22 protein-coding genes are annotated in these 23,321 nt (G+C 66.8%); 7 read left to right on the top strand and 15 right to left on the bottom strand.

The features are described from left to right. Positions 1-32: 32 nt before the first annotated feature. On the bottom strand, positions 33-794 hold the full coding sequence (locus N536_RS41000) for a helix-turn-helix transcriptional regulator (RefSeq protein WP_081809479.1): 762 nt from the start codon (positions 792-794) through the stop codon (positions 33-35). A 760-nt stretch (positions 795-1,554) separates the two neighbouring features. On the opposite strand from N536_RS41000, the gene N536_RS0132665 reads away from it, so the two are divergent. The 3 genes from N536_RS0132665 (at position 1,555) to N536_RS0132655 (ending at position 4,042) form a co-directional block, all read left to right on the top strand. Then, positions 1,555-2,670 (top strand): serine protease, encoded by a 1,116-nt coding sequence (locus N536_RS0132665; RefSeq protein ID WP_155948844.1) that lies wholly within the window; start codon positions 1,555-1,557, stop codon positions 2,668-2,670. A gap of 139 nt (positions 2,671-2,809) precedes the next feature. Beyond that, positions 2,810-3,679, top strand: coding sequence for a DMT family transporter (locus N536_RS0132660; RefSeq protein WP_029117465.1), 870 nt, complete (start codon positions 2,810-2,812; stop codon positions 3,677-3,679). Between the two features lie 9 nt (positions 3,680-3,688). Then, on the top strand, positions 3,689-4,042 hold the full coding sequence (locus N536_RS0132655; protein WP_029117464.1) for a hypothetical protein: 354 nt from the start codon (positions 3,689-3,691) through the stop codon (positions 4,040-4,042). A 15-nt stretch (positions 4,043-4,057) separates the two neighbouring features. Here N536_RS0132655 and N536_RS0132650 read toward each other — a convergent pair whose 3' ends face one another. From N536_RS0132650 to N536_RS0132630, 5 genes are read right to left on the bottom strand one after another with little or no spacing between them, the layout of a single operon-like run. Continuing rightward, a complete protein-coding gene (locus tag N536_RS0132650) occupies positions 4,058-4,972 on the bottom strand; it encodes a ribonuclease Z (protein ID WP_029117463.1) in 915 nt (304 codons plus the stop codon). 9 nt (positions 4,973-4,981) lie between these two features. Continuing rightward, positions 4,982-5,812, bottom strand: coding sequence for an ABC transporter permease (locus tag N536_RS0132645; protein WP_231514707.1), 831 nt, complete (start codon positions 5,810-5,812; stop codon positions 4,982-4,984). Positions 5,813-5,841: 29 nt separating this feature from the next. After that, positions 5,842-6,717, bottom strand: coding sequence for an ABC transporter permease (locus N536_RS0132640; protein WP_029117461.1), 876 nt, complete (start codon positions 6,715-6,717; stop codon positions 5,842-5,844). Further along, positions 6,718-7,920, bottom strand: a complete 1,203-nt coding sequence (locus tag N536_RS0132635; RefSeq protein ID WP_029117460.1) for a spermidine/putrescine ABC transporter substrate-binding protein — start codon at positions 7,918-7,920, stop codon at positions 6,718-6,720. 50 nt (positions 7,921-7,970) lie between these two features. Next, a complete protein-coding gene (locus N536_RS0132630; RefSeq protein WP_029117459.1) occupies positions 7,971-9,089 on the bottom strand; it encodes an ABC transporter ATP-binding protein in 1,119 nt (372 codons plus the stop codon). Between the two features lie 412 nt (positions 9,090-9,501). Between N536_RS0132630 and N536_RS0132625 the strand changes: the two genes are divergently transcribed. Next, on the top strand, positions 9,502-10,833 hold the full coding sequence (locus N536_RS0132625; RefSeq protein WP_036438413.1) for a cytosine permease: 1,332 nt from the start codon (positions 9,502-9,504) through the stop codon (positions 10,831-10,833). Between the two features lie 4 nt (positions 10,834-10,837). Here N536_RS0132625 and N536_RS40995 read toward each other — a convergent pair whose 3' ends face one another. Beyond that, positions 10,838-11,350, bottom strand: a complete 513-nt coding sequence (locus N536_RS40995; RefSeq protein WP_051574926.1) for a GNAT family N-acetyltransferase — start codon at positions 11,348-11,350, stop codon at positions 10,838-10,840. A 77-nt stretch (positions 11,351-11,427) separates the two neighbouring features. On the opposite strand from N536_RS40995, the gene N536_RS0132615 reads away from it, so the two are divergent. Beyond that, positions 11,428-11,916, top strand: a complete 489-nt coding sequence (locus tag N536_RS0132615; RefSeq protein WP_029117457.1) for a TspO/MBR family protein — start codon at positions 11,428-11,430, stop codon at positions 11,914-11,916. Between the two features lie 10 nt (positions 11,917-11,926). Here N536_RS0132615 and N536_RS0132610 read toward each other — a convergent pair whose 3' ends face one another. From N536_RS0132610 to N536_RS0132595, 4 genes are read right to left on the bottom strand one after another with little or no spacing between them, the layout of a single operon-like run. Then, positions 11,927-13,066: an epoxide hydrolase family protein gene (locus N536_RS0132610; RefSeq protein WP_036438398.1), complete on the bottom strand. Its 1,140-nt coding sequence runs from the start codon at positions 13,064-13,066 to the stop codon at positions 11,927-11,929. After that, positions 13,050-14,579 (bottom strand): adenylate/guanylate cyclase domain-containing protein, encoded by a 1,530-nt coding sequence (locus tag N536_RS0132605; RefSeq protein WP_051574925.1) that lies wholly within the window; start codon positions 14,577-14,579, stop codon positions 13,050-13,052. The genes N536_RS0132610 and N536_RS0132605 overlap by 17 nt, the downstream gene beginning before the upstream one ends. Next, positions 14,557-15,078 carry a MarR family winged helix-turn-helix transcriptional regulator gene (locus tag N536_RS40100; protein WP_081809487.1) on the bottom strand — a complete coding sequence of 174 codons (522 nt, stop codon included), beginning with the start codon at positions 15,076-15,078 and terminating at the stop codon, positions 14,557-14,559. The genes N536_RS0132605 and N536_RS40100 overlap by 23 nt, the downstream gene beginning before the upstream one ends. Next, positions 15,075-15,524, bottom strand: coding sequence for a hypothetical protein (locus tag N536_RS0132595; protein ID WP_029117454.1), 450 nt, complete (start codon positions 15,522-15,524; stop codon positions 15,075-15,077). The genes N536_RS40100 and N536_RS0132595 overlap by 4 nt, the downstream gene beginning before the upstream one ends. A gap of 223 nt (positions 15,525-15,747) precedes the next feature. Here N536_RS0132595 and N536_RS0132590 point away from each other — a divergent pair, with 223 nt between their 5' ends. Further along, positions 15,748-16,959, top strand: a complete 1,212-nt coding sequence (locus N536_RS0132590) for an acyl-CoA dehydrogenase family protein (RefSeq protein WP_029117453.1) — start codon at positions 15,748-15,750, stop codon at positions 16,957-16,959. A 13-nt stretch (positions 16,960-16,972) separates the two neighbouring features. On the opposite strand, the gene upp is transcribed toward N536_RS0132590, so the two are convergent. The 4 genes from upp to N536_RS0132570 all read right to left on the bottom strand — a co-directional run bounded on the left by upp (position 16,973) and on the right by N536_RS0132570 (position 21,642). Continuing rightward, positions 16,973-17,602, bottom strand: coding sequence for a uracil phosphoribosyltransferase (gene upp, locus N536_RS0132585; RefSeq protein ID WP_029117452.1), 630 nt, complete (start codon positions 17,600-17,602; stop codon positions 16,973-16,975). Between the two features lie 3 nt (positions 17,603-17,605). Further along, a complete protein-coding gene (locus N536_RS0132580) occupies positions 17,606-18,850 on the bottom strand; it encodes a URC4/urg3 family protein (RefSeq protein WP_051574924.1) in 1,245 nt (414 codons plus the stop codon). Continuing rightward, a complete protein-coding gene (locus tag N536_RS0132575; protein ID WP_029117450.1) occupies positions 18,847-20,127 on the bottom strand; it encodes a GTP cyclohydrolase II in 1,281 nt (426 codons plus the stop codon). The genes N536_RS0132580 and N536_RS0132575 overlap by 4 nt, the downstream gene beginning before the upstream one ends. Positions 20,128-20,190: 63 nt before the next feature. Then, positions 20,191-21,642, bottom strand: a complete 1,452-nt coding sequence (locus N536_RS0132570; RefSeq protein ID WP_029117449.1) for an MFS transporter — start codon at positions 21,640-21,642, stop codon at positions 20,191-20,193. Positions 21,643-21,770: 128 nt separating this feature from the next. On the opposite strand from N536_RS0132570, the gene hutH reads away from it, so the two are divergent. Further along, positions 21,771-23,309 carry a histidine ammonia-lyase gene (hutH, locus tag N536_RS0132565; RefSeq protein ID WP_029117448.1) on the top strand — a complete coding sequence of 513 codons (1,539 nt, stop codon included), beginning with the start codon at positions 21,771-21,773 and terminating at the stop codon, positions 23,307-23,309. Positions 23,310-23,321: the final 12 nt, after the last annotated feature.

Genomic DNA, 23,321 nt, shown 5'->3' with positions numbered 1-23,321 from the left:
CGCCGACACGACCGGGGCAATACGCAGAACTACTACCGTGAGGCGGCAGCCGGGAGTAGACCGAGCATTTCGGCGCGTCGGACGGCCAGAAGTCGGTCGTGGGCGTCGAGCTTGCGGTAGACGTTGCCTAGATGTTTGTGCACTGTGCGCTCGGAGACGTCCAGCCGCTGGGCGATCGATCGAGCGAGTAGGCCTTCACCGAGCATCGCCAATACCTCTTGTTCGCGCGCGGTGAGCTCGGTGGCCACCCCCGGTGGGCGGCATTCGACCGGGGCTGACAACCGGGCATGCGGCGCTGGGCGCAGCCCGTCGACAACCCGCTCGAGGACCGACAGCGAGCGGTAGGCCGCGGCCATGCGGTCACTGTCGGTGTCGGTGAAGGGCCGGTCGCGTCCGACCACGAGGATGGTGGGCCGCAAGGGATCTGGATTTAGCGGCAGCTCGGCGAGGTGTCGTTGATCCAGGCAGTCGAGAAGCTTCCGCCGGGTGGTGCTTCTCGTCCAATAATCGGGAGCACCAGGAGCGTCGATCGGCGGCTCGTCGATGTCCAGGGCGGTGCCTCCATGCTGTCGCCACACGGTGAGCCGGGCAGCGCTGTCGCCGACATCGAAGCGGGCATGGGCTGCCGCCGGCGCGTCGACCAGACGGGCAAACATGCGGCACAACGCCACCAAACCTGGCGTGCGCGCGGCTGATTGGCCGACAACGACGAGGACCTCGTCGAGGGCGTCGAGCAGTAACACATGGGCGGAGGGGCCTGCTCTGCCCTGTGGTTGCCCCAACGCGACACCCATTGGTGCCCTCGTCGTCAGGGTAGTTCGCTATGGGGTAAGTGAAACGGGGGCGCTGCGGCTTGGTTCGCGCCGGGTCTCGTATTCTGCTCGCGATATGCGTGCGGACATGCCGTCTCGTGGCCTGTCCTCTGATTCCCGCGCACATGCGATATTCCCCATGCCATCACCCCCATGTTCTGGCCTCCGCGAAGTGGTGTCACGTAACGCGGAATTACTAATGAAACACACTTTTCCCCATCGGCGGGCCGGTTATGCGAGTAGTGCAATACCCGATTCTCGTGCGCGGTTGATCCGTGTAAGGGATCGACCAATGTGTGTCGGATGCGCCGTGGGGGATGTCGGTTGGCATTCTGGTTGCCGCCAGCAGTTCGTGCAGCGGTCGCGGAGAATCCCCCGGGCATGCGCACAAACAACGCTTTGCCAGGCATTTCCTGGCTATGCCCCAATTAGCGAACTGAATGGCTTCGAAATCGCTCGTAGATTGGTAATCTGTCACGACTCAATGTCGTGGTGTAGTAGGAATAGCGAGCCTTGGCTAACCATTAGTCGGTTGCCCCAAGCCACTCCGGATGACTGGCCGCACAAACCAATGGCCGACACTCGAATGTCATGGCGACGACCGCAATGCGAGGACGTCGTCAGCCTCTTTCGCGTGGCCGGAGACAGACAGGTAGTGCACTACTCAGGCCGACAGCCGCCCGGTCCGTACCGTTACCTGACATCGAATGTCTCTCGCGCGACGACCAAGGAGTGAGTGACCATGGCGGACAACCCGATTCCCTTCACCGAACATGCCGAGCGGGTCGAGCAGCGGCGCGGTACGGGTCGTTCGGCCGAGCCCGTAGGGGGCACGCTTTTCGCGCCCGGCGAGGAATCCGAGCTACGGACCGAGCGGGCGATCGTTCCCGGTACCGACGTCGTGCGTTTCGACTATTCGATCCCCGGCCGCCGGGTCGGCGAACGGGCGTTCGCACCGCCGCCGGAGACGGTCCAACTCGATCCGCGTCGTGATCTGTACGCCGAGGCCGACCATCCCGAGCAGGTCGCCGGCTTTCTCCCAGACCATCTCGATTCTCGAGTCCGACCTGCCGAACTCGAGCCGCGGTTCCGTCCGACCCGCCGGATCGAGCACGACGTCGAACCGGGATTGGACTACGCCACCTGCCTCTTCCCGCCCGAGGACAGGTTCGTGTTCAGCGACACCTCCTTTCCGTGGTGCACCTGCGGCAAGGTCGACCCGTCTGGTGCCTCGGGTGTGATGGTCGGCCCGCGGCACCTGCTGACCGTGAGTCACGGGATCAACTGGCACGCACCGACACCCGAAGAACCGTGGGTGGCAGACTGGGTGTCCTTCACGCCGAGCTCGTTCGACGGGGACGGGCCGTTCGGTACGGCGTACAGCACGAACATCTACTGGCAGCGTCAAGTGACCGGCCCGACGCTCAACTCGACCGAGAAGCAGTTCGACTACGTGGTGGTGGTGCTCGACCAACGGATCGGCGAGCGCACCGGCTGGATGGGCTCGCGTTCCTACACCGACGATTGGGACGGGGGAGACTACTGGAGTCATATCGGGTACCCGGCCGACATGGCCAGCGGATCCCGGCCGGTGTTCATCGGCCCCGTGGCGCTCGACGGGGACGACGCGCGGGACGATGCGCACGAAACGATGCAACATCGGGGCGATGTGTGGCCGGGCCAGTCGGGGGGACCGTACTTCGGTTGGTGGGACGGCGAGCCGTGGCCACGCGTGGTCAGCGTGCAGAGCTGGGAACGATACGAGGACGGCGCGAAGACCATCCCCCTGATCAACGGGGCGTCCGGCGGATCGTCGATGGTGGATCTGATCATCCGCGCCCGCACCGACTTCCCGTGATTGGGTGCACCAACAACCCAATGAGGGATGCGTGGTCCAACGTGCGAATGTCGTGATGACCAACCGTCCACGAATCATGAACGGTATGTCCAGTTAAATCACGTGGACGCGAACGGTCCGCGTGCCGTTCAATGCAGTGATGACCACGAACCAGGTACGCACCGGTGTGCTGATGGCGACTGGGTCGATGGTGTGCGTGCAGATCGGCCTGGCGTTGTCCATCGGCTTGATGGATCGGATCGGTTCCGAGGGCGCGGCGTGGCTGCGTCTGGCCTGGGCCGGCTTGATCCTGCTCGTCGTCGTGCGGCCGCGCCGGGCGTCGTTCACCCGCTCCACGTTCCTGACGTGTGTCGTACTGGGTGTCGTCACCGCGTGCATCACGCTGCTGTTCATGGCCTCCGTCGACCGCATCCCACTCGGCACCGCCAGCGCGCTGGAGTTCCTTGGCCCGCTCGGCGTCGCGGTGGCGCAGGGCCGCGGTGGTCGCCGCATCCTGTGGCCGGGCTTGGCCGCCATCGGCGTGGTGTTGCTGACCAACCCGTGGGCAGGGTCGATCGATTTGATCGGCGTCTTGTTCGCACTGGCCGCGGCGGTCTGCTGGGGCATCTACATCCTGCTCACCCAGCGCGTCGGTGACGGCGTCGACGGCATCGCCGGTCTGGCGGTCTCGATGCCCGTCGCCGGTGTGGTGGCCACCCTGGTGGTCGGACCCTCGGTGCTCGCCAAGATGACCCCCGAGATCCTGCTCATCGGCATCGGATTGGCCGTGCTGCTCCCGGTCGTGCCGTTCGCGCTGGAGATGATGTCGCTGCGCAGACTGACCACCGCGGCATTCGGCACGCTCATGAGTCTGGAGCCGGCCTTCGCCCTCATCGTCGGCCTGATCGTGCTGAACCAGGTGCCGGGCGTCTCCGCCGTGGTGGGCATCTGCCTGGTGGTCGCGGCCGGAATGGGCGCATCGCGCAGCGGGGCCAGGTCGGCGCCCATGCCCGCCGAGGTGGCTAGCTAAGCTCGAAACATGGCATCTGGCATGTTCACTTCACCGTTGGCCCGCGCCATCAACGCGGTCTTCGTCGGGTTGATCGACGCACCCGTGGTGGGCGGATTCGTACGCCGCGGGCTGATCAACATTCGCTACGTCGGACGGCGCTCGGGCAAGACGATCGAGACGCCGGTGGGCTATCGGCGCTCCGGTGACACCATCACCATCGGCGTCTCCATGCCCGACGGAAAGTCGTGGTGGCGCAACTTTCTCGGCGAGGGCGGCCCGATCACGCTGCTGAAGCTCGACGGTCGTGACCGCACTGGGCACGCCGTCGCCCATCGCGACGACAAGGGGCGCGTTTCCGTCACCGTGCGCCTGGACGCCTGACGGCCTGCCGCGGCATCACTCTCGCGCCGGGACCGGGATCCGCGCGAGGTCCTCGGCGATGACGAGATCGCCGTCGAACACCTCGGCCGCTTCCTCACGGTGTCGCTGCAAGTCGGTGTAGCGCTGCGAGAAGTGCGTCAGCACGAGCCGCCGCACCCCGGACTCGGCCGCCACCCGCGCCGCCTGCCGCGCGGTCAAATGCCCGTAGCGCGTTGCCAACTCGGCGTCCTCGTCCAGGAACGTCGCCTCGATCACCAACATGTCGACGGCATCGGCCAGTGCGTACACGGCATCACACAAGCGGGTGTCCATGACGAACGCGAATCGCTGCCCGCGCCGTGCTTCGCTGACGTCCGACAGTTCGACCATCCGCCCATTGGCTTCGATCGACCCCGTCCGTTGCAATTCGCCGACAGTAGGGCCCGCGATGCCGAAGCGGGCCAGCAGCTCGGGAACGAACCGCCGGCCGTCGGGCTCGGTCAGCCGGTAGCCGATCGCGTCGGCCGAGTGATCGAGCGTGCGCGCCTCCAGGACCCCGAACGCTCCGGTGGCTATCGGCCCGTCCGCCGTGACGGGCACCTCGGGCACGTCCACCAGGTCGTGAAAGAGGCTGGCGTGCCGGAGCCGATCGAAGAAGTGCTGTCCGGACGCCGGGAAGTACGCGTGCACCGGGTGCTGGACACCGTCGACGGAAAGGCGTTGCACCACGCCGGGCACACCGAGGCAATGATCACCGTGAAAGTGGGTGAGGCACAACCGGGTCACGCTACTTGCCGGCACACCGGCCAACAGCATCTGCCGTTGCGTGCCCTCACCGGGGTCGAACAGCAGCCCCTCGCCGTCCCAGCGCAACAGGTATCCGTTGTGGTTTCGGTGACGGGTCGGCACCTGACTGGCGGTGCCGAGCACGACCAGCTCACGGGCTGACACAGCGCGCCGTCAGCCCTCGATCCGCTTGCGGCGGTACAGCGTTCCGACGGCCAGCAGGATCAGGCTGATCACCAGGATCGCCGTCGCCAGCACGTTGATTTGCGGTGGCACGGCAGCCTTCACGGCGGCGTTGACGAACAACGGATACGTCACGGTGGAGCCGCTGACGAAGTAGGTGATGATGAAGTCGTCGAGCGACAAGGCGAACGACAGCATGGCGGCCGCCACGATCCCGGGAACGATCAGCGGAAGCGTCACCTTGAAGAACGTCCGGGTTGGGCTCGCACCCAAGTCCATCGACGCATCCTCCAACGTCCAGTCGAAACCGCGCACACGGGCCCGCACCGTCATCGCGATGAAGCTGATCTCGAAGGCGATGTGCGCGATCAGGATGGTGCCGAAGCCCGTCGCCCAGCCGAGGTCGAGGAACAGTGTCAGTAGCGATGCGCCCATCACCACTTCGGGTGCAGTCAGCGGGAGCACCAAGAACGTCTCGACCGCCTTGTTGCCCCGGAATCGTTGGCGGACAAGCGCGATCGCGAGCAACGTACCCAGCGCGACCGCCACCAAGGTGGACAACGCCGCCACCTCGATGCTCATCTTGAGCGCCTGGGCCAGGGCGGGATACTTGAACGGATTCGCCCAGTTGTCCAGTGTGAAGCCCTGCCAGGTGTAGTTGAACTTGCCCGCGGGCTTGTTGAACGAGAACGACACGATCACGAAGATCGGCACGAAGATGTACAGCAAAACCAGGCCGGCGACCACGCGCAGCGCGATGTCGCCTGCCTTGCCCGTGCCCCTGATCGAGCGCCTGGTCTTGACCGGCGGACCGTCGAGCATGTCGACGACCGCGGTGCCTTCCTGAAGCGTCATACCAAGTCCTCCGTGCCGAGCGCACGCGTGTACGACAACACTCCCGCGAGGATCATGGCCATCAGCAGGAAGCTGAGCGCCGCCGCGCCGGGGTAGTCCTTCACCACCAGGAACTGCTTCTGAATGACGTTGCCGATCATCGTGGTTTGCGTGCTGCCCAGATAGTCGGCATTGATGAAGTCGCCCATGGCGGGGATGAACACCAGCAGGCTGCCCGCGAGCACACCCGGTATCGACAACGGCAGGATGATCTTTCGGAACGCCCGGTAACCCGTCGAATACAGGTCCTTCGACGCCTCGAGCAGCCGTGGATCGATCTTCTCCAGGCTCACGTAGAGCGGCAGGATCATGAACGTCATCGAGTTGTAGACCAGCCCGCCGATCACCGCCCAGCTGGTCGACAACAGCCGACCGTCGGACGGCAGCAGCCCGATGGAACCGAGCGTGTGCACCACGACGCCGTCGTCGGCCAGGATCGTCTTCCAGGCCAGAGTGCGAACCAGGAAGGTCACGAAGAACGGCAGGATCACCAGACCGAGCAGCAGGTTCTTGAACCGCCCCGACTTGAAGGCGATCGCGTAGGCGAGCGGGTACGAGATCAGCAGTGAGACCACGGTCGCGGTGAAGGCGTACGTCAGCGAACGCACGATCTGATCCTGGTACGCCGTCAACGCCTGCCCGTAGTTGCCGAAGTCCCACGTAAACGTCAGCGTCGGAAGGTAGATCGAGCCACCCGACGACGACAGCGACGTGCGGAACAACGACCAGAACGGGACGACGAAGAAGATGGCCAGGTACGCCAGCGCAGGCAAGATCATCAGGTACGGCGCGATCTTGCTGCGCTGGCGGTTGCTGCTCGCTGCCCCCGCCATTTAGCTACCGGTGACGCTGGCGTACGCGGTGTTGAACTGCTGGGTCTGCTCGTCGGTGAGCGCCGCCCAGGTGTGCAGTTTCGCCTTGTCGGCATCCGAGACGTTGATCAGCGGGTTGGCGCCGAGCTTCGGATCGATCTTGTTGAGCTCGTCGGTCATGTCCGACAACACGGGCACGTACTGCGTGAAGGCGACCAACTTGGCGTAGTTCACCCGGTCGTAGACGTAGTCGATCCACGCCTCGGCGGCATGCTGATTCTCGGTCGTATACGGGATCACCTGGGTGTCGATGAACCAGTCGCCGCCGGACTCCGGGATGACGAACTGCAGGTCGGGATTGTCGGCCTGCAACTGGACAACGTCACCCGAATATGCTTGCGCGACAACGATGTTGCCTGCTGCAAGGTCGTCGGCGTAGTCGTTGCCGGTGAAGCGCCGGATCTGACCCTTGTCCTTCTGCTCCTTGACCAGATCGACCGCCTTCTGGACCGCCTCCATGGTCGGGTTGGCGATGTCGCCGCCCTGCGAGGTCATGATCATGCCGAGGCCGTCCTGCATGTCGGAGAGCAGGCTGACCTTGCCCTTGAAGGCGGGATCCCACAGGTCGTCGATCTTGGTGATGGCTCGTTTCGTGGCGGCCTTGTTGTACGCCAACCCGACCATGCCGGTCATGTACGGCGCGGTGAACTTGCGGCCCGGGTCGGACTTGTCGTTCAACAGGTCGGGCCGCAGGTTCTTCTTGTTCGGCACACGGGTGTCGCTGATCTCGTTGAGCCAGCCGAGGCCCTTCAACCGAAGCGCCATGAACTGCGTCGGCACCACGAGGTCCGCGCCGATGTCCTGCTTGCGCGACAACGGATCCTTGTTCTTGGCGAACCACTCCTCGTTGTCGTTGAAGTCTTCCTTGTAGTCCACGGTGATTCCGCTGGCCTTCTGGAAGGCTGCGACGAAGCCGTCGGCCATGTACAGCGGCCAGTTCGAGATGCGCAGATTGCCCTTCGCGGGTGCGCCGTCGTCCGGCGGCGGTGCCGCCGACGAGCCGCTCGAACTCGTGGTGCTGTCCTTGGAGCCGCACGCCGCGAGCGTCGCCCCGCCGAGCGCGAGTGCCGCTGCAGCAGCGGCACTTCCGCCGAGGAACCGCCGACGGGAGGTCCGGGCTTTGGCGAACTGCGCGATGAGCTCGGGGTTGATTTCATTGGCCATGGCAGGGAGGTGCCTTTCTGAATCCGTCGGCGGGGAAGGGGTTTCGACCGCTAGGGCGTGTCAGGTGCGTCGAGCATCTCCTCGAGATCCTCGGTCGTGGGAATGTCGGCGGCGGGCAGCACCAGTGAGGCTTCGGTTGCCCAGCAGACGTACACCTCGTCACCGGGGCGCAGCAGCGGCAGCTCCTGTTCGGCACCGATGTGGGCAAGCACGGGCGAGCCGTCGGGCGCGGCCAGTGAGAGCCGCACGACCGGGCCCTGGAACGTCAGATCGGTCACGGTGGCCCGCACCGACACGACACTGCCGGCGGGCTGCTCCATCGACACCCGCACGCGTTCGGGCCGCACCATCAAGGTGGCGTGGCCGCCCGGCTCGATTCGGGTCGTTCCCGGCCGCGCCCGAATCGTCGTGCCGAGCACCTCGATCTCGGCGACGTCACCGTCGAGCCGGGTCTGGCGACCGGCCCACAGGTTGGCCTGGCCGATGAAGTTCGCGACGAACACCGTCGAGGGCTGGTCGTAGATCTCGGTGGGAGAACCGATCTGTTCGACGTTGCCCGCGTTCATGACCGCAATGCGGTCACTCATCGTCAGCGCTTCCTCCTGATCGTGCGTCACGTACACGAACGTGATGCCGACCTCGCGCTGGATCCGCTTGAGCTCGAATTGCATCGCGTGCCGCAGTTTCAGGTCGAGCGCGCCGAGCGGCTCGTCGAGCAACAACGCGCTTGGGTAGTTGACCAAGGCACGGGCCAGTGCGACGCGCTGCTGCTGGCCACCCGACAACTGGGCGGGCTTGCGCTTGGCGAAGTCCGCGAGCCGGACGATGTCGAGGATCTCGTCGACGCGACGACTGACCTCGCCCTTGTCCTTCTTCATGCTCCGCGGCCCGTACGCGACGTTGTCCCACACCGTCATGTGCGGGAACAGCGCATAGTGCTGGAACACCGTGTTGACGTTGCGCTTGTGCGGCGCGACCCTCGACACGTCCACCCCTTCGAGGCGGATCGCACCTTCGGTCGGCGTCTCGAAACCGGCGATCATTCGCAGCGTCGTGGTCTTGCCACAGCCCGACGGTCCGAGCATGGAGAAGAACTCACCCGAGGCGATGGAGAAGTCCGCATCCGCCACGGCGACGTAGTCGTCGAACCGCTTCGTGACGTGGTCTATCTCGACGACTGGGCGACCCGTGTCTCGGGTGTCCCCGTCCTTGCCCGTCGTGTGGTCGGCGGCGGTGGTGCGTGTGCCGGTCAGGGCGAAACCTCCCTCGTCCCCAGGGACGAAATTCCGATGTTCACGCCGGATGATGAGCCGGTGTGGCCGTGCGCTCGTGGATAAACTGTGGCCGATCCGGTCCGCCTTCGCAAGCGATTCCGCAACGAATTTACATCTGGACAATGGAATCCCTCGTTTTGAGTGATTCCGAGAAGCAGATTCCGCGCCGAGGTACTCAGGCGACCACCGCTCTCCGTGCGCTGGGCGCGGCCCGCGCGGGCCGTCGTGATCGAATGAGCGCATGAACAAGGCCCCCACGCCGTCCCCTCCCGCGAGCGCCCTGAACGCGCCACCGTTCAGTGGTCACATGCCCAGCGGAGCCGGCGATCTGTCGGTGGAGACGCACGGCATTGCCCCCATCGGCAACGGCCAGCGGTACGGATCGCCGAGCCGGTTGTTCACCGTCTGGTTCGCCCCGCAGGTCAACGTCACCGGCGTCTTCACCGGTGCCCTCGCGATCGTGCTCGGCCTCGGCTTCTGGCTTGGCCTGCTCGCGATGGTGATCGGCACGGTGCTCGGCTCCTTGGTTGTCGGATACCTCTCCACGTGGGGTCCGCGCACCGGAACTGCACAGCTGCCCGCGGCACGGATGGCGTTCGGCGGGGCCGTGAAGCTGCCCGCCGCACTGCAGTGGCTGTCCTCGATCGCCTGGGACGCGCTGGTCGGTCTGTTCGGCGGCGAGGCGCTGGCCGTACTGCTGGACATCCCGTTCTGGGCGGGCGTGCTGATCGTCCTCGGCGTGCAAGGCGTCGTCGGCTTCTTCGGCTACGAGGTGATCCATCGGCTGCAGGCCGTGCTGACGGTCGTCCTATTCCTGACGTTCGTCGTCTTCGCGGTCAAGTTGGTCGGCGGGCACGACGTGGTGACCCCGCCGACCGTGCAGGGCGCCGACCTGGCAGGGGCCTTCGTCCTCGAGGTGACGATCGCGTTCAGCCTGGCCGTGTCGTGGGCGACCTACGCGTCGGACTTCAGCCGCTACCTGCCCGCCGATTCGTCGCGCCGGCGGGTGTTCGGCTATACGTTCGGCGGCATCGTGCTGGCGTACACGTTCGTTCAGGGCATCGGCGTCGCCGCCGGTGAGTTGGTGTCCGAGCAGACCGCCGAGGGCGTGCAGTCCGTGATGGGTGGCGGCATCCTCGGCGGGCTGGCCCTGCTGATCATCGCGCTGGCGTCGATCGGCTCGGGCGTGATGAACGACTACAGCGGCTCGCTGGCGCTGCAGACCCTTGGCGTGCGCGTGCGCAGGCCGATGTCGTCGGTGGTGGTCACGGTGTTGGCGTTCGGATTGATCCTCTGGCTGCATTCCGCCGACACCGCGGGGCGGTTCCAGAACGTGCTGTTGGTGGTCAGCTACTGGATTCCTGCGTTCGTCGCCGTGGTCGCGGTGGACTGGCGCATCCGCAGCCGGGGAAGCGCGACGGTCGATCCGGACGTGGAGGCGACGAGCCGGCCCGACGCGGTCGCGGCAGTGGTGGCGTTCGTGGTGGCCTACGCCGCGGCGGTCCCGTTCATGAACACGTCGATCTATCAGGGGCCGATCGCCGTGGCCTGGCACGGTGCCGACGTGGCGTACTTCGTGAACTTCCTTGTCGCGCTGGCGATCTACGGTGGCTACCGCGCGCTTCGGCAGCGGCGATGAGGCGTCAGTCCCTGCCCTCGAACTGCGACATGTAGAGCCACGTCGGCCGGTATCCGCGTCGCTCGTACAGCCGGATCGCATGGTCGTTGCCGGGTAGCACCCCGAGGATCAGATCACGGGCACCGCTCGCGCGCAGATGTGTCTCGAGCCGGTCGAGCAGCACCGAACCCAGCCCACTTCCGCGGTACTCCGGAAGTACGCTGAGCGACTCGATCTCGCCGATCGACCGGCCGGTCTGCCAGGTGTCGGGAACCCAGGTGTCGTCGACCGCGAGGACGTGGGCCAGTCCGTAGCCGACTGCAGTCTCACCGTCGAAGGCGATCAGCAGCAGCGTGTCCGGTTTTGCCAACAGTTCCCGATAGAGCGCCTGGCGGATGGTCCAGGTCGCGGTGTCGCTCACGTACGGCGCCAACTGCGGCATGCTCTCGGCGTGGCGGTGGTGCACGGCCACCCACAGCGGCTCGACGAGATGAAGATCGGCGGCCGTGCCTACGCGCAATTCGGGTGCGTTGGTCATGAGCCACGCTAACCTGACCCCTGGTTTGGCCGACTGGCCCGTCGGGTACGCGGCCTGGCCCCCGAAAGGAGCGCCACATGCGCGCCATCACTCTCGCCAAGACCACGACTGCCGTGTTGCTCACCGCAGCGATCGGAGGTCTCGCGAGCCGTCCCGCCCAGTCGGACTGGTACGAAAATCTACGCAAGCCCAGTTTCCAGCCGCCCCGGCAGGCCTTTCCGATCGTGTGGCCGCTGCTCTACGCCGACATCGCCGCGGTTTCGGCAAGCACCGTCGACAAGCTCAACGGCGACGGACGTCACGATGAGGCCAGGACCTACTCGAGGTTGTTGGCGCTCAACCTGATTCTCAACGGCGGGTGGACGTGGCTCTTCTTCAGCCGCCGCAAGCTCGGCACCTCGGCAGTCGCGGCCGCCGCGTTGACGGTCAGCAGTTCCGATCTCACGCGGCGTGCGGTGCGTACCCACGGGACGGCCGCGGGCGCGCTCGGGCTGTACCCGCTGTGGTGCGCGTTCGCCACGCTGCTGTCGAGCCGGATCTGGTGGCTGAACCGCCGAGGCGGCTGAGGGACGGCGCTCAGCGCACCGTGGCGAAGAACCGGCGGACGTCCTCGACGAACAGTTCCGGTTGTTCGAAGGCGGCGAAGTGTCCGCCGCGCGGCATCGTCGTCCAATGCGTGATGTTGTAGTTGGGCTCGCACCACGACCGCGGAGGCCGGCCAATCTCCTTCGGAAAGGACGCGATTGCCGTCGGAAGCTCTACCCGACCGCCGGAACCGAACGCTGCGAAGCTCTCCCAGTACAAGCGTGCCGACGATGCGCCGGTGCCGGTCACCCAGTACAGCGTCACGTCGTCGAGCATCTCGTCACGACTGAGTGCATTCTCCGGGTGGCCGTCGCAATCGGTCCACGCCCAAAACTTCTCGACGATCCACGCCAGCTGTGCGACGGGGGAGTCCACCAAGCCGTAACCGACCGTCTGCGGTCGGGTGGCCTGTTGCTTGGAGTAGCCGGTGCCCCAGCGCCGGTGGTGGGTGATCGCGGCCAGCGCTTCCTTCTCTTCGTCGGTGGGATCGTGCAAGTCGGCGGGCGGCCTGCCCGTCGCCATGTTGAGGTGAATGCCGATGCAGTGGCCGACGTTGCGACCGATCTCGGCGGTGACCGCCGACCCCCAGTCGCCGCCCTGGGCGCCGTAGCGGTCGTAGCCGAGACGGAGCATCAGCGTCTCCCACGCCCTGGCGATCCTGCCAATGCCCCAGCCCGCCGCGGTCGGCTTGCCGGAGAAGCCGTAGCCGGGCAGCGACGGGCACACCACGTGGAAGGCGTCCTCGGCACGCCCGCCGTACGCAGTCGGATCGGTGAGGGGGCCGATGACCTTCTGGAACTCGACGATCGAGCCGGGCCAGCCATGGGTGAGGACGAGCGGGAACGCGTCGGGGTGCGGTGAACGCTGGTGCACGAAGTGGAAGTCGAGACCGTCGATCTCGGTGGTGAACTGGTCGAAGCGGTTGAGTGCGGCCTCGCGCTGGCGCCAGTCATAGACGTCGGCCCAGTACGTCGCAAGGTCGCGGGTGTACTCCAGCGGGATGCCCTGGCTCCAATCTGCGACGCACTCGGGCTCGGGCCAGCGGGTCGCGGCCAGGCGGCGGCGTAGGTCGACCAGAACGTCGTCGGGCACGTCGATGCGAAACGGGTTTACCTCAGTCACGGTGGCCATTGTCGTTGCCGCGCGGCACCGAGATCCGGGTGGCCTCCGATCGTCCACGCAGGACGACGGAATCGTGCTCCACCCAGTGCCGCCGCTCGCCATCGGCAGCGCGCTCGATCGCCGCGCCCGACGCGGCTGTTCGCCCGGGTGTGGTCTTGGCGGTGTCCGCCAGCCGAGCGGCTTCGTTGACCGGATCGCCGATCACCGTGTATTCGTAACGGTTCTCGGCGCCGATGTTGCCTGCGAACACGGCGCCCGCCGATACGCCGATGCCGAAGTCGACGACGGGCAGTGTGCGCAGGTTGGCGGCCAGCGTCCGAGCGGTGGAAAGCGCGGCGTCGGCGGCCCCGACGGTGGTGATCGGTGCACCGAACACGGCCAGCGCCGCGTCACCCTGAAACTTGTTGATCAATCCGCCGCGTTCGTCGACGGCCGCGACGACGATCCGGAAGAAGTCGTTGAGCACGTCGGCCACCTCCTGCGGGGTCCGGTTCGCCGGCAGCTGCGTGGATCCCGCGAGGTCGATGAACAGGATGGCGGCGTCGCGAACTTCGCCGGAGAGCGATTCGTCGGTCTCTTCTGCGAGCCGCACGACGTCGGGGCCGACGTGGCGGCCGAACAGGTCACGGAGCCGGTCCCGTTCGAGCAGGCCGGCCACCATGCTGTTGAATCCGCCTTGCAGCTGCCCGATCTCGGACTGCTCGTACACGTCGACCGTTCGCCCGATGTGGCCGCGTTCGACCTCGGCCATGGCCTCGACGACGTCCCTGACGGGGTCGGAGATGGACCGTGACACCAGCATCAGCGCGCGGAATCCCAGAAAGACCGACACCAGCGACAGGATGAGGACCGGGATCTCCACCGACGCCGTCTTGGGCAGGAACCAGCCGTTGGTCCTTGCGAGGACCAACAGCGCGATGGTGGCTGCGGGCAGTGCGCTGTTGAGCAGCCACATGATGCCCAGCCGCGCCGCAACCCCCGGTGCGGTCTGGCGGCCGACGAACTCCTTCGTCGCCGCCGCCACGATCGGCCGGAAGATCCGTTGGGTGAACAGCAGGGCCGTGCTGAAGCACGAGGTGCCGCCCACGGCGGCGGCAACGGCGATCAGCACCGCGGGACCCACGCCGGCGTCGCGGTTGGCGACGATGAGTACCACGCCGCTGATCGCCCAGACACCTAGCAGGATGGCGGTCTGAAACCGCACGATGTTGATGGCGCCCCGGCATTGCTCGGCGTCCGGTTCGCCGCCGACGAGGTACCAGCGCAACGACGGTGCGATGCTCCAGTAGCCGGCGATTCCGATGGCGATGGTGCCGGCCACCATCACGACCGCGAGGAGGAAGAGGTTGGACTGGTTGAGCAGAACTCTTGCGCCACCGAATGTTTGGCTGCACAGCGAGATGACGACTGCGACGACCTCGGCCGCGGTGAGAAGGTGGGCGAAGACCAGGCCCGCCGCGTAGCGGATGCCGACATGGCCCGTCAAGGGCCGACGCGGCTCACTCGGCTCGTCGTCCGGCATGCTGACGCGGTTCCCCCTTGATCGAGCGGCGCATTCCATCGGCGGTCAGCGCCTCGGTCCGTGCGCGCAGCCGCTGGGCTGTGTCGGCGAGGAAGTCGAGGATGACTGCCAGTTCGGTGTCGGAGTAACGCTCCCACACCTGGGTGGCCGCCCGTTGCCATGAGCGAAAGAACTCGTTGTCGGTGAGTTGGGAGACCTCGGCACTCAGCAGCACCCGACGACGGTCGGCTGGATCGGGCTCACGGCGCAGGAGTCCCTTGGTGACCAGCCGTTCGATCAGGTTGGTCACGGACGCTGCGGCCAGCCCGGTGTGGTGCGCCAGCTCACCGGCGCTCATCGGGCCCAGTCGGTCCAGGATGCCGAGCGCCTTGTAGTCGGTGGGGTGCAGACCGACTTCGGCTGCCAGCGTCGAGTGGAACAGCACCGTGGCGTCGCTGTGCTCACGGCCGACCCGCTGCAACTCCGCGAGAAGTTCCGAGCGTGACCGGTTTTCGGTCACGCTGCCGCCACGAGCGCCGCGAGCGTCGCCACGCACGTAACGGCGTCGAGCGGGAGACGGAGCAGACTGCGACGTGTCCACCGGACCGCATCGGCGCGCTCGATCACCGCTGGGTCGGTCTTCTCGAACACGACCGCCTTGGGCACGAAGTCGACCAGCGACCACACCCGCATCACCAGGTGGCCGGCGAGCGCGACGAGCAATGCCGTCCGCACCTCCGGCTGTCCCCAGGTGACGACGAGCGCCGCGATGAGGATCACCTCGAACGCGCTGTGCGCCGGAATCCAGAACCGCCGACGGGAGACGCCGCCGTGCGGGGCCTGAATGATCGCGGGCCTGCTGGGCCAGACCGGGTCCAGCACGAGGTGCTCGTAGATGCCGCCTCCCAACGAGGCGCAGGCGAGGAAGACGACGGTGCTCAGCAAAACCAGCACGGGGACCGACATGACTGAAGATTCTTACGGTGAACCGTAATAATCGTCAAGGCGAGGTGCGCTTGATGAGGCTGTCCCAAGCGAAAGTGGCTCTTGCCGAGGTTCTTTGACCTACGTTTGGCTCTCGCCGACGCCACAGTGTACAGTCGTTCACTGAAGTCGGGCGTCGATAGCTCGCGCCCTCGTCGCCGAGCGGACGCAACCGGCACCGGAACTCGCTGAAAGGACCAGCGCCATGTCGTTTTCGCTCGAGCCGTCCGAGGACGTCCTCCAGGTTCGGGACTGGGTTCACGAATTCGCAAGAGACGTGGTCCGGCCCGCTGCCGCGGAGTGGGATGAGCGGGAAGAGACGCCGTGGCCGATCATCCAGGAGGCGGCCAAGGTGGGCCTCTACTCCATGGAACTGTTCGCCACGCAGGCCGCCGAACCGAGCGGGCTGGGCATCCTGACCGTCTTCGAGGAGATGTTCTGGGGTGACGCCGGCATCGCCCTGTCCATCATGGGCACCGGGCTGGCCGCCGCGTCCCTGGCGGCCACGGGAACGCCCGAGCAGATGGGCGAGTGGTTGCCCCAGATGTTCGGCACCATCAACGAGCCGAAGCTGGCGTCGTTCTGTGCCTCAGAGCCGGGCGCCGGATCGGACGTGTCGGCCATCATTACCCGCGCGCGCTACGACCAGGCCAGCGACGAGTGGGTGATCAACGGCACGAAGACCTGGGCCACCAACGGCGGCATCGCCAACGTGCACATCGTCGTCGCCTCGGTGGAAGCCGAGCTGGGTTCACGCGGTCAGGCCACGTTCATCATCCCGCCAGGGACAAAGGGTTTCAGCCAGGGGCAGAAGTTCAAGAAGCACGGCATCCGGGCGTCGCACACCGCCGAAGTGGTGCTCGACGACGTGCGGATTCCCGGCAACTTGATCATCGGCGGCAAGGACAAGTTCGACGAACGGATCGCCCGCAGCCGCGAGGGCAAGAGCTCGGCGGGCCAGGCGGCGATGAAGACGTTCGAGCGGACCCGGCCCAGCGTGGGCGCGATGGCGCTCGGAGTGGCAAGGGCCGCCTACGAATACGCGCTGGAGTACGCCCAGCAGCGTGAACAGTTCGGTCGCAAGATCGGCGACTTCCAGGCGATCGCCTTCAAGCTGGCCGACATGAAGACCAGGATCGACGCCGCGCGTCTGCTGGTGTGGCGGGCAGGCTGGATGGCCCGCAACGACAAGCCGTTCACCAACGCCGAGGGGTCGATGGCGAAGCTGGCGGCCAGTGAGGCAGCGGTCTACGTCACCGACGAGGCCATTCAGATCCTCGGTGGCAACGGTTACACCCGCGACTATCCGGTGGAGCGGATGCACCGCGACGCCAAGATCTTCACGATCTTCGAGGGCACCAGTGAGATTCAGCGCCTGGTGATGGCGAGGGCCATCACCGGACTGCCGCTCAAATAGCCTGCTGCGCCTGCTACTTCGTTCCGAAGATGCGGTCGCCCGCGTCGCCGAGGCCGGGCACGATGTAGCCGTGCTCGTCGAGTTGACGGTCGACGGCGGCCGTGTAGATGGGCACGTCGGGGTGGGCGTCGTGCAGCGCGGCGATGCCCTCCGGGCATGTCAGCAGGCAGACGAACTTGATCGACTTGGGGCCGAACTCCTTGAGCCGCTCCACCGCCGCGACGGCCGAGTTGCCGGTGGCCAGCATCGGGTCGACCACGACGATGTCCCGCTCCTGCAGGTCGCCTGGCATCTTGAAGTAGTACTCCACGGCCACCATCGTCTTCGGGTCGCGGTACAGGCCGATGTGGCCGACGCGTGCGCCAGGCACCACCGTCAGCAGCCCGTCGAGGATGCCGGTACCCGCCCGCAGGATCGACACGAACACCAGCTTCTTGCCGTCGATCACCATGCCCGTGGTTCGCTCCAGCGGCGTGTCGACGTCGATCGCGTGCATCGGCATGTCGCGCAGCACCTCGTAGGCCAGCAACGCCGCCATCTCGTTGCACAACCGTCGAAAGCTGTTGGTGGAAGCGTCCTTCCGGCGCATCAGCGTGAGCTTGTGCTGCACCAGGGGGTGATCGACCAGGTAGACGTCGTTCACGTCCTAGAACACCGTCCCGTCACTGATGATGGTCAGCGGAGGAAGTCCGCCGCGTAGCCGCTGCGCCAGCGCACGGCCCGCTGCCCACGTACCGCCCTCCAGCACGCAGGCCAGCGGCATCCGCCGAGCGTCGACGCCGAGCCGTGACCGTACCAGTGGGGCGAGTTCGTCGAGTAGAGCCACCGTCAGTGCCCGCCATTCGACCACCAACTCGTCGCCCACCGTCCATTCGTTCTCGGCCCACTCGGCGTCGTGCAGCCTCAGCACCCCGGTGTCCAGGAACAGGCCGCCGTTGCGATACTCCGGAAGTCCGGTCAGCTCATCGATCCCGTCGACGCGGACGCCACCCCATTGAAACGGTTCCAGCAAGGAGTAGGTCAGCCACTGGGACAGCTTGTGGAACGGCATCCAGCCACGCGTCAGCCCGGGGCCGTCGACGGCGGAATGCTGCCAACAGTCGCCGAGGGGCTGGCCATCAATGGCGTTGCCGGACGGCCAGATTCGGGCGAAGGAGATCAGCAGCTGCGTCAGGATGTCGCCCGCGGTGACCGAAGTCCGTCCGTGGGCAGTGAGCAGGTCGAACAACCCGCCCGGGCGGCCGTCGGGTCCGAAGACCTCCGGTCGAGCCGTCAGCGCCGCGCCGAGCCGGTGCAGCACCGCCACGCGGCCGTCCAGCCCTACCAACGGATTCTCGTGCCCCACCTGAAACGCCTCGGCCAGCCGGTCCGCGTCCAGACCGGTCAGGGCTGACGCGTCGGCGCGCAAGGGGTCGCCCGGGTCGCTGGAGAACAGCCCGCTGGTGAACGCGTGCCAACTCGCCACCCCGAGGCCCTCGGACCGGGAGAACCGCTGACCGCTGCTCGCCTCGTCGTATCGCCAATCCGGGCCGGCGCCGGCGTCGAGCAGCACGCTCACCACGGCCAGGTCGATCATCGCGCGGCCGTCCAGCCCGGCGCCCGACGTGGCCCTGCGTTCGATGCCTCCGGCCTCGAAGTGCCGCCAGCGACTGTGGAACGGGATCTGCAGGTCGGGGTATCGCTGACGCGTGAGGTCCGCGACTTGCGCGGCGGCCACGGCGAGCGCGTCGTCGTCCACGCCGAACCATGCCGAGTCGCCATTGCGTGCCCGTCGGAGCAGCTGCCTGGCGCGCTCGCGGATGGCGGTCGTACTGCGGAGGGCAGCGGCGGCGCCGTCGGGCTGGTCGGTGTCGACGTTTGGCTCGGTGCTGGTGGAGCGCACCGAACTCATCCGTCCAACCCGCGGCCCTTGGACTTCTTCAGGTCGTCGGCGTCGGGGACCGCACCGGGAGTGAAGTAGCCGGCGGCCATCTTGGCGTCGATCTCGACCCGTGCATCGGCCGGGACCAGGTCGTCGGGGATGTTGACGCGTTCGCCCACCTCGATGCCCGATCCGGTGATGGCGTCGTACTTCATGTTGCTCATCGAGACCAACCGGTGGATCTTGCGGATGCCCAACCAGTGCAGCACGTCGGGCATCAGCTCCTGGAACCGCATGTCCTGCACGCCCGCAACGCATTCCGTGCGGGCGAAGTACTGGTCGGCGGTGTCGCCACCCACCTGCCGCTTGCGCGCGTTGTAGACGAGGAACTTGGTCACCTCGCCAAGCGCGCGGCCCTCCTTGCGCGAATAGGAGACCACGCCGACGCCGCCGTTCTGGGTGCCCTGAATGCACTCCTCGATCGCATGCGTCAGGTAGGGCCGGCACGTGCAGATGTCGGAACCGAACACGTCCGACCCGTTGCACTCGTCGTGCACGCGCGCGGTGAGCTCCACCGATGGATCGGCCAGGTCGTGCGGCTCGCCGAAGATGTACACGGTCTGCCCGCCGATCGGCGGCAGGAAGACCTCGAGGTCGCCGCGGGTCACCAACTCGGGGTACATGCCGCCGGTCTCCTCGAACAGCACCCGCCGCAGATCCGTCTCGCTGCAGCCGAACCGCTGCGCCACGCCGGGCAGGTACCAGACCGGTTCGATCGCCGCCTTGGTGACGAGTGCGGCGCCGCTGGCCAGCAGCACGCGGCCGTCCGGACGCAGCCTGCCCTTCTGTACGGCCTCGATCACCTCGGGCAGGATCACGTGCGCCTTGGTCACGGCGATCGTCGGCCGGATGTCGTAGCCGGCGGCCAGTTCGGCGCTGAAGACGTCGGCCACCAAGGCGCCCCAGGGATCCAGGCTGGTGATCTTGCCGGGTTCGCTCCACTGCGGATACGGACCGATGACGTCGGTGGGGGCGGTGTTGGTGAGGTCCGCCCGATGTTCGCGTGACAGCGCACCTGCGGCGACCGCCAGCGCCCGGTAGACGCTGTACGAACCGCTGTGCGTGCCGATGACGTTGCGGTGAGCGCGCTGGATGGTGGTGCCGATCACCGGCCCGCGTTCGGCGGCCGTCGGCGCATCCCAGTGAATGGGCAGCGCGCCGGAGCCGCCGCTGTGCGAGGTCAGGCGGATGTGACCTGCGGATCGAGCCGGTGCAGGCGGCGGCACAGGGGTCACATCGGGGGACATCGGGCCTCCTCGTGGGAAGGCGCCAGCCTAGCGACTAAATCCGAATTCCGCCCGTCCCGTCGGTTAGCCCCACTCGTGGTTCATCGCACGGGTTTCAAGGAGTGCCTCGGCCGTCCGAGCGTCGGCGCTTCGACTGCGAGACAGCGCGATCAACACCATTGCGAGGCCGGCGGTGACCGCGCCCGCGAAGAAGATCACCACGAACGCATGTTCCGAAGGCATGCCCGTGACGCCGGCGGATTGCTCGAGTAGCACGGCCACTGCCGCGGCGGCGATCGAACTACCGACCGTGCGGGAGATGGCATTGACGCCGGTGGCCACGCCGGTCTCATCGCCTTTGACCTCGCTGACCACCAACGCGGGCAGCGCCCCGTAACCCAGGCTGATGTAGGCATTGACCAGGATGCCCGCGGCGATCACCTGCCATGGCAGTGAGTGGGCCAACGCCAGCCAGAGGAAGCCGACCATTCCCGTCACGGCACCGGACATCAGTACTGGCCGGCCGCCGTAGCGTTCGATGAACATGCCGGACAGTGTCGCAGTGACGAACCCGGCAATCGCGCCAGGGAGCAGGAACACCAGACTGGCGTGGAGCACGGAGGCACTGAAGCCGTATCCCGTTGCTGCGCGGTCGATCTGGACGAATTGCGTCAGGCCAAGAAAGCCGAAGTACAAGCCCGAACCGACGAACACGGTCGCGAGATTGGTCAGCAGGACGGGTCGCCGTGTCAACATCTCGGTGGACACCAACGGATGGCGCTGCCGGCGCTCCCATGCCCACCACGCCACCAGCACCACCACGCCGGCGGCCGCGGTTGCGAGTGTCGCGGGCGACGTCCAGCCCCACGAGTTCCCCTGAGTGATCATCAGGAGCATCGCCGACAGGCCGGCGGCCAAGCCCAGCGCGCCCAACCAATCGATCGTTCCTTCACCGTTTCTCGGCCGCGATGGGACGACCACCAATGTCAGCGCCAGCACGGCGGCGGTGAACCCCGTCGTCAGCCAGAACACCCGGTGATAACCGGCGTTGCCGTCCACCAGAAGGCCGGTCACGACCAATCCGGCGCCCCCGCCGACGCCGAGCATGCCGGACAAGACGGCCAACGCACGTGCTACCGCGTCGTCGGGGAGCTCGTCGCGCAGGATGGCAACACAGATCGGATACAGGGCGAAGGACACGCCCTGCAGCACGCGGGCGACGATCAGCAGGGGTAACCACGCCGTCGTTGCCGCCAGTACAGAACCGATCAGCACCACCGCTAGGACGCCAAGCAGGATGTGCTTCTTGTTGTGCAGATCGGCGAGGCGGCCGATGAGCGGAGTCGACGCGGCAGCTGCGAGCAGGTTCGCGGTGACGGCCCAGCTGACGGCGACGGGAGTGGCGTTCAACTGGTTGGCGATGATGCCGAGCACCGGGACCACCGCCGTCTGGAGTACCGCTACGGTCAGCGCCACCAGGCCCAGCGCGATGACGAGAAGCCGCGGCCGCGGGTAGGGCTCGGCGGCACGCGCCACGCTTGGTCTCCTTCATCCCGGCCGGAGGGCTCAATTAATTATGTAGCCTATGCAAACGGTACGGTGAGTCGGAGATCGTCGGGTATGCGACCCGCGGTTCCCCCGGCGACGCAGTGCACAATCCTTGAATGAACCCAGTCGTCGTCGGTATCGGCCCCACCACCATCGAGGATGTCGTGCGGGTGGCGCGCGACGACGCCCCCGTCGTCATCGCCGATGACGCCATCGCCGCAATGGCCGCGAGTCGGTCCCGCATCGAAGCGCTCGCCGACCATCCGGTACCGGTGTACGGCATCTCCACCGGCTTCGGCGCGCTCGCCACCCGCCACATCCCCCCGGAACTGCGAACCAAGTTGCAACGCAGCCTGATTCGTTCGCATGCAGCGGGCTCGGGGCCCGAGGTCGAACGCGAGGTCATCCGCGCGATGATGCTGCTGCGGCTGTCGACGCTCGCCACCGGCCGAACCGGCGTCCGCCCCGAGGTCGCCAAGGCATACGCGGCGCTGCTGTCGGCAGGGTTGACGCCGATCGTCTACGAGTACGGCAGCCTCGGCTGCTCCGGTGACCTCGCGCCCCTGGCGCACGTCGCGCTGGCGATCATGGGGGAGGGGCACGTGCGCACCGCCGACGGGTCCGTCGTGCCCGCCGCGGAAGCGCTGGCTGCGCACGGTCTGGAACCGATCGTGTTCGCCGAGAAGGAGGGTCTCGCCCTCATCAACGGCACCGACGGCATGCTCGGACAGTTGGTTTTGGCGCTGACCGACCTGGATCGGCTCCTGGTGCTGGCCGACGTGTCGGCGGCGATGAGCGTCGAAGGGCTGCTCGGCTCCGACAAGGTGTTCGCGGCCCACCTGCAGGCGCTGCGGCCACAGCCCGGGCAGGCCGTTGCCGCCGCGAACATGACCCGCATCCTCGCCGGGTCGCCGATCGTGGCCAGCCACAGCGGACCCGACTGCCCGCTGGTGCAGGACGCGTATTCGCTGCGGTGTGCACCGCAGGTCGCCGGCGCCGCCCGCGACACCGTCGCACACGCCCGCAACGTCGCAGCCTGGGAACTGGCCAGCACCATCGACAACCCCGTCGTCACCCTCGACGGACAGGTCGAGTCGAACGGCAACTTCCACGGCGCGCCGGTCGCCTACGTACTGGACTTCCTCGCCATCGTGGTCGCCGACGTGGCCAGCATCAGTGAACGCCGTACCGACCGATTCCTCGACGCCTCCCGCAGTCACGGACTCAAGCCGTTCCTCGCCGACGATCCTGGTGTCGACAGCGGTCACATGATCGCCCAGTACACCCAGGCCGCAATCGTTTCCGAGCTCAAACGGCTGGCGAACCCGGCGAGCGTCGACTCGATTCCCTCCTCGGCGATGCAGGAGGACCACGTGTCGATGGGCTGGTCGGCGGCGCGGAAACTGCGCAAGGCGCTCGACGGGCTCACCCGCGTTCTCGCCATCGAAGTGCTCACCGCGGCAAGGGGAATCGACATGCGCGCCCCACTTCGACCGGGACCCGCCACAGGCGCGGTCGTCGCCGCCGTGCGGACACGTGTCCCGGGCCCGGGTGCGGACCGTCACCTCGCGCCCGAGATCGACGCCGTCGTTCAGCTGGCGCGCGACGGATCCCTCGCCGCCGCCGCGGAATCGGTCACCGGCCCGCTGGCATGACGTGATCGAGGG

The organism is Mycobacterium sp. URHB0044 (genome assembly GCF_000620625.1).
GTDB lineage: Bacteria > Actinomycetota > Actinomycetes > Mycobacteriales > Mycobacteriaceae > Mycobacterium.
The sequence above is the reverse complement of the archived record's forward strand: the minus strand, read 5'-3'. Positions and strand labels throughout refer to the sequence as shown.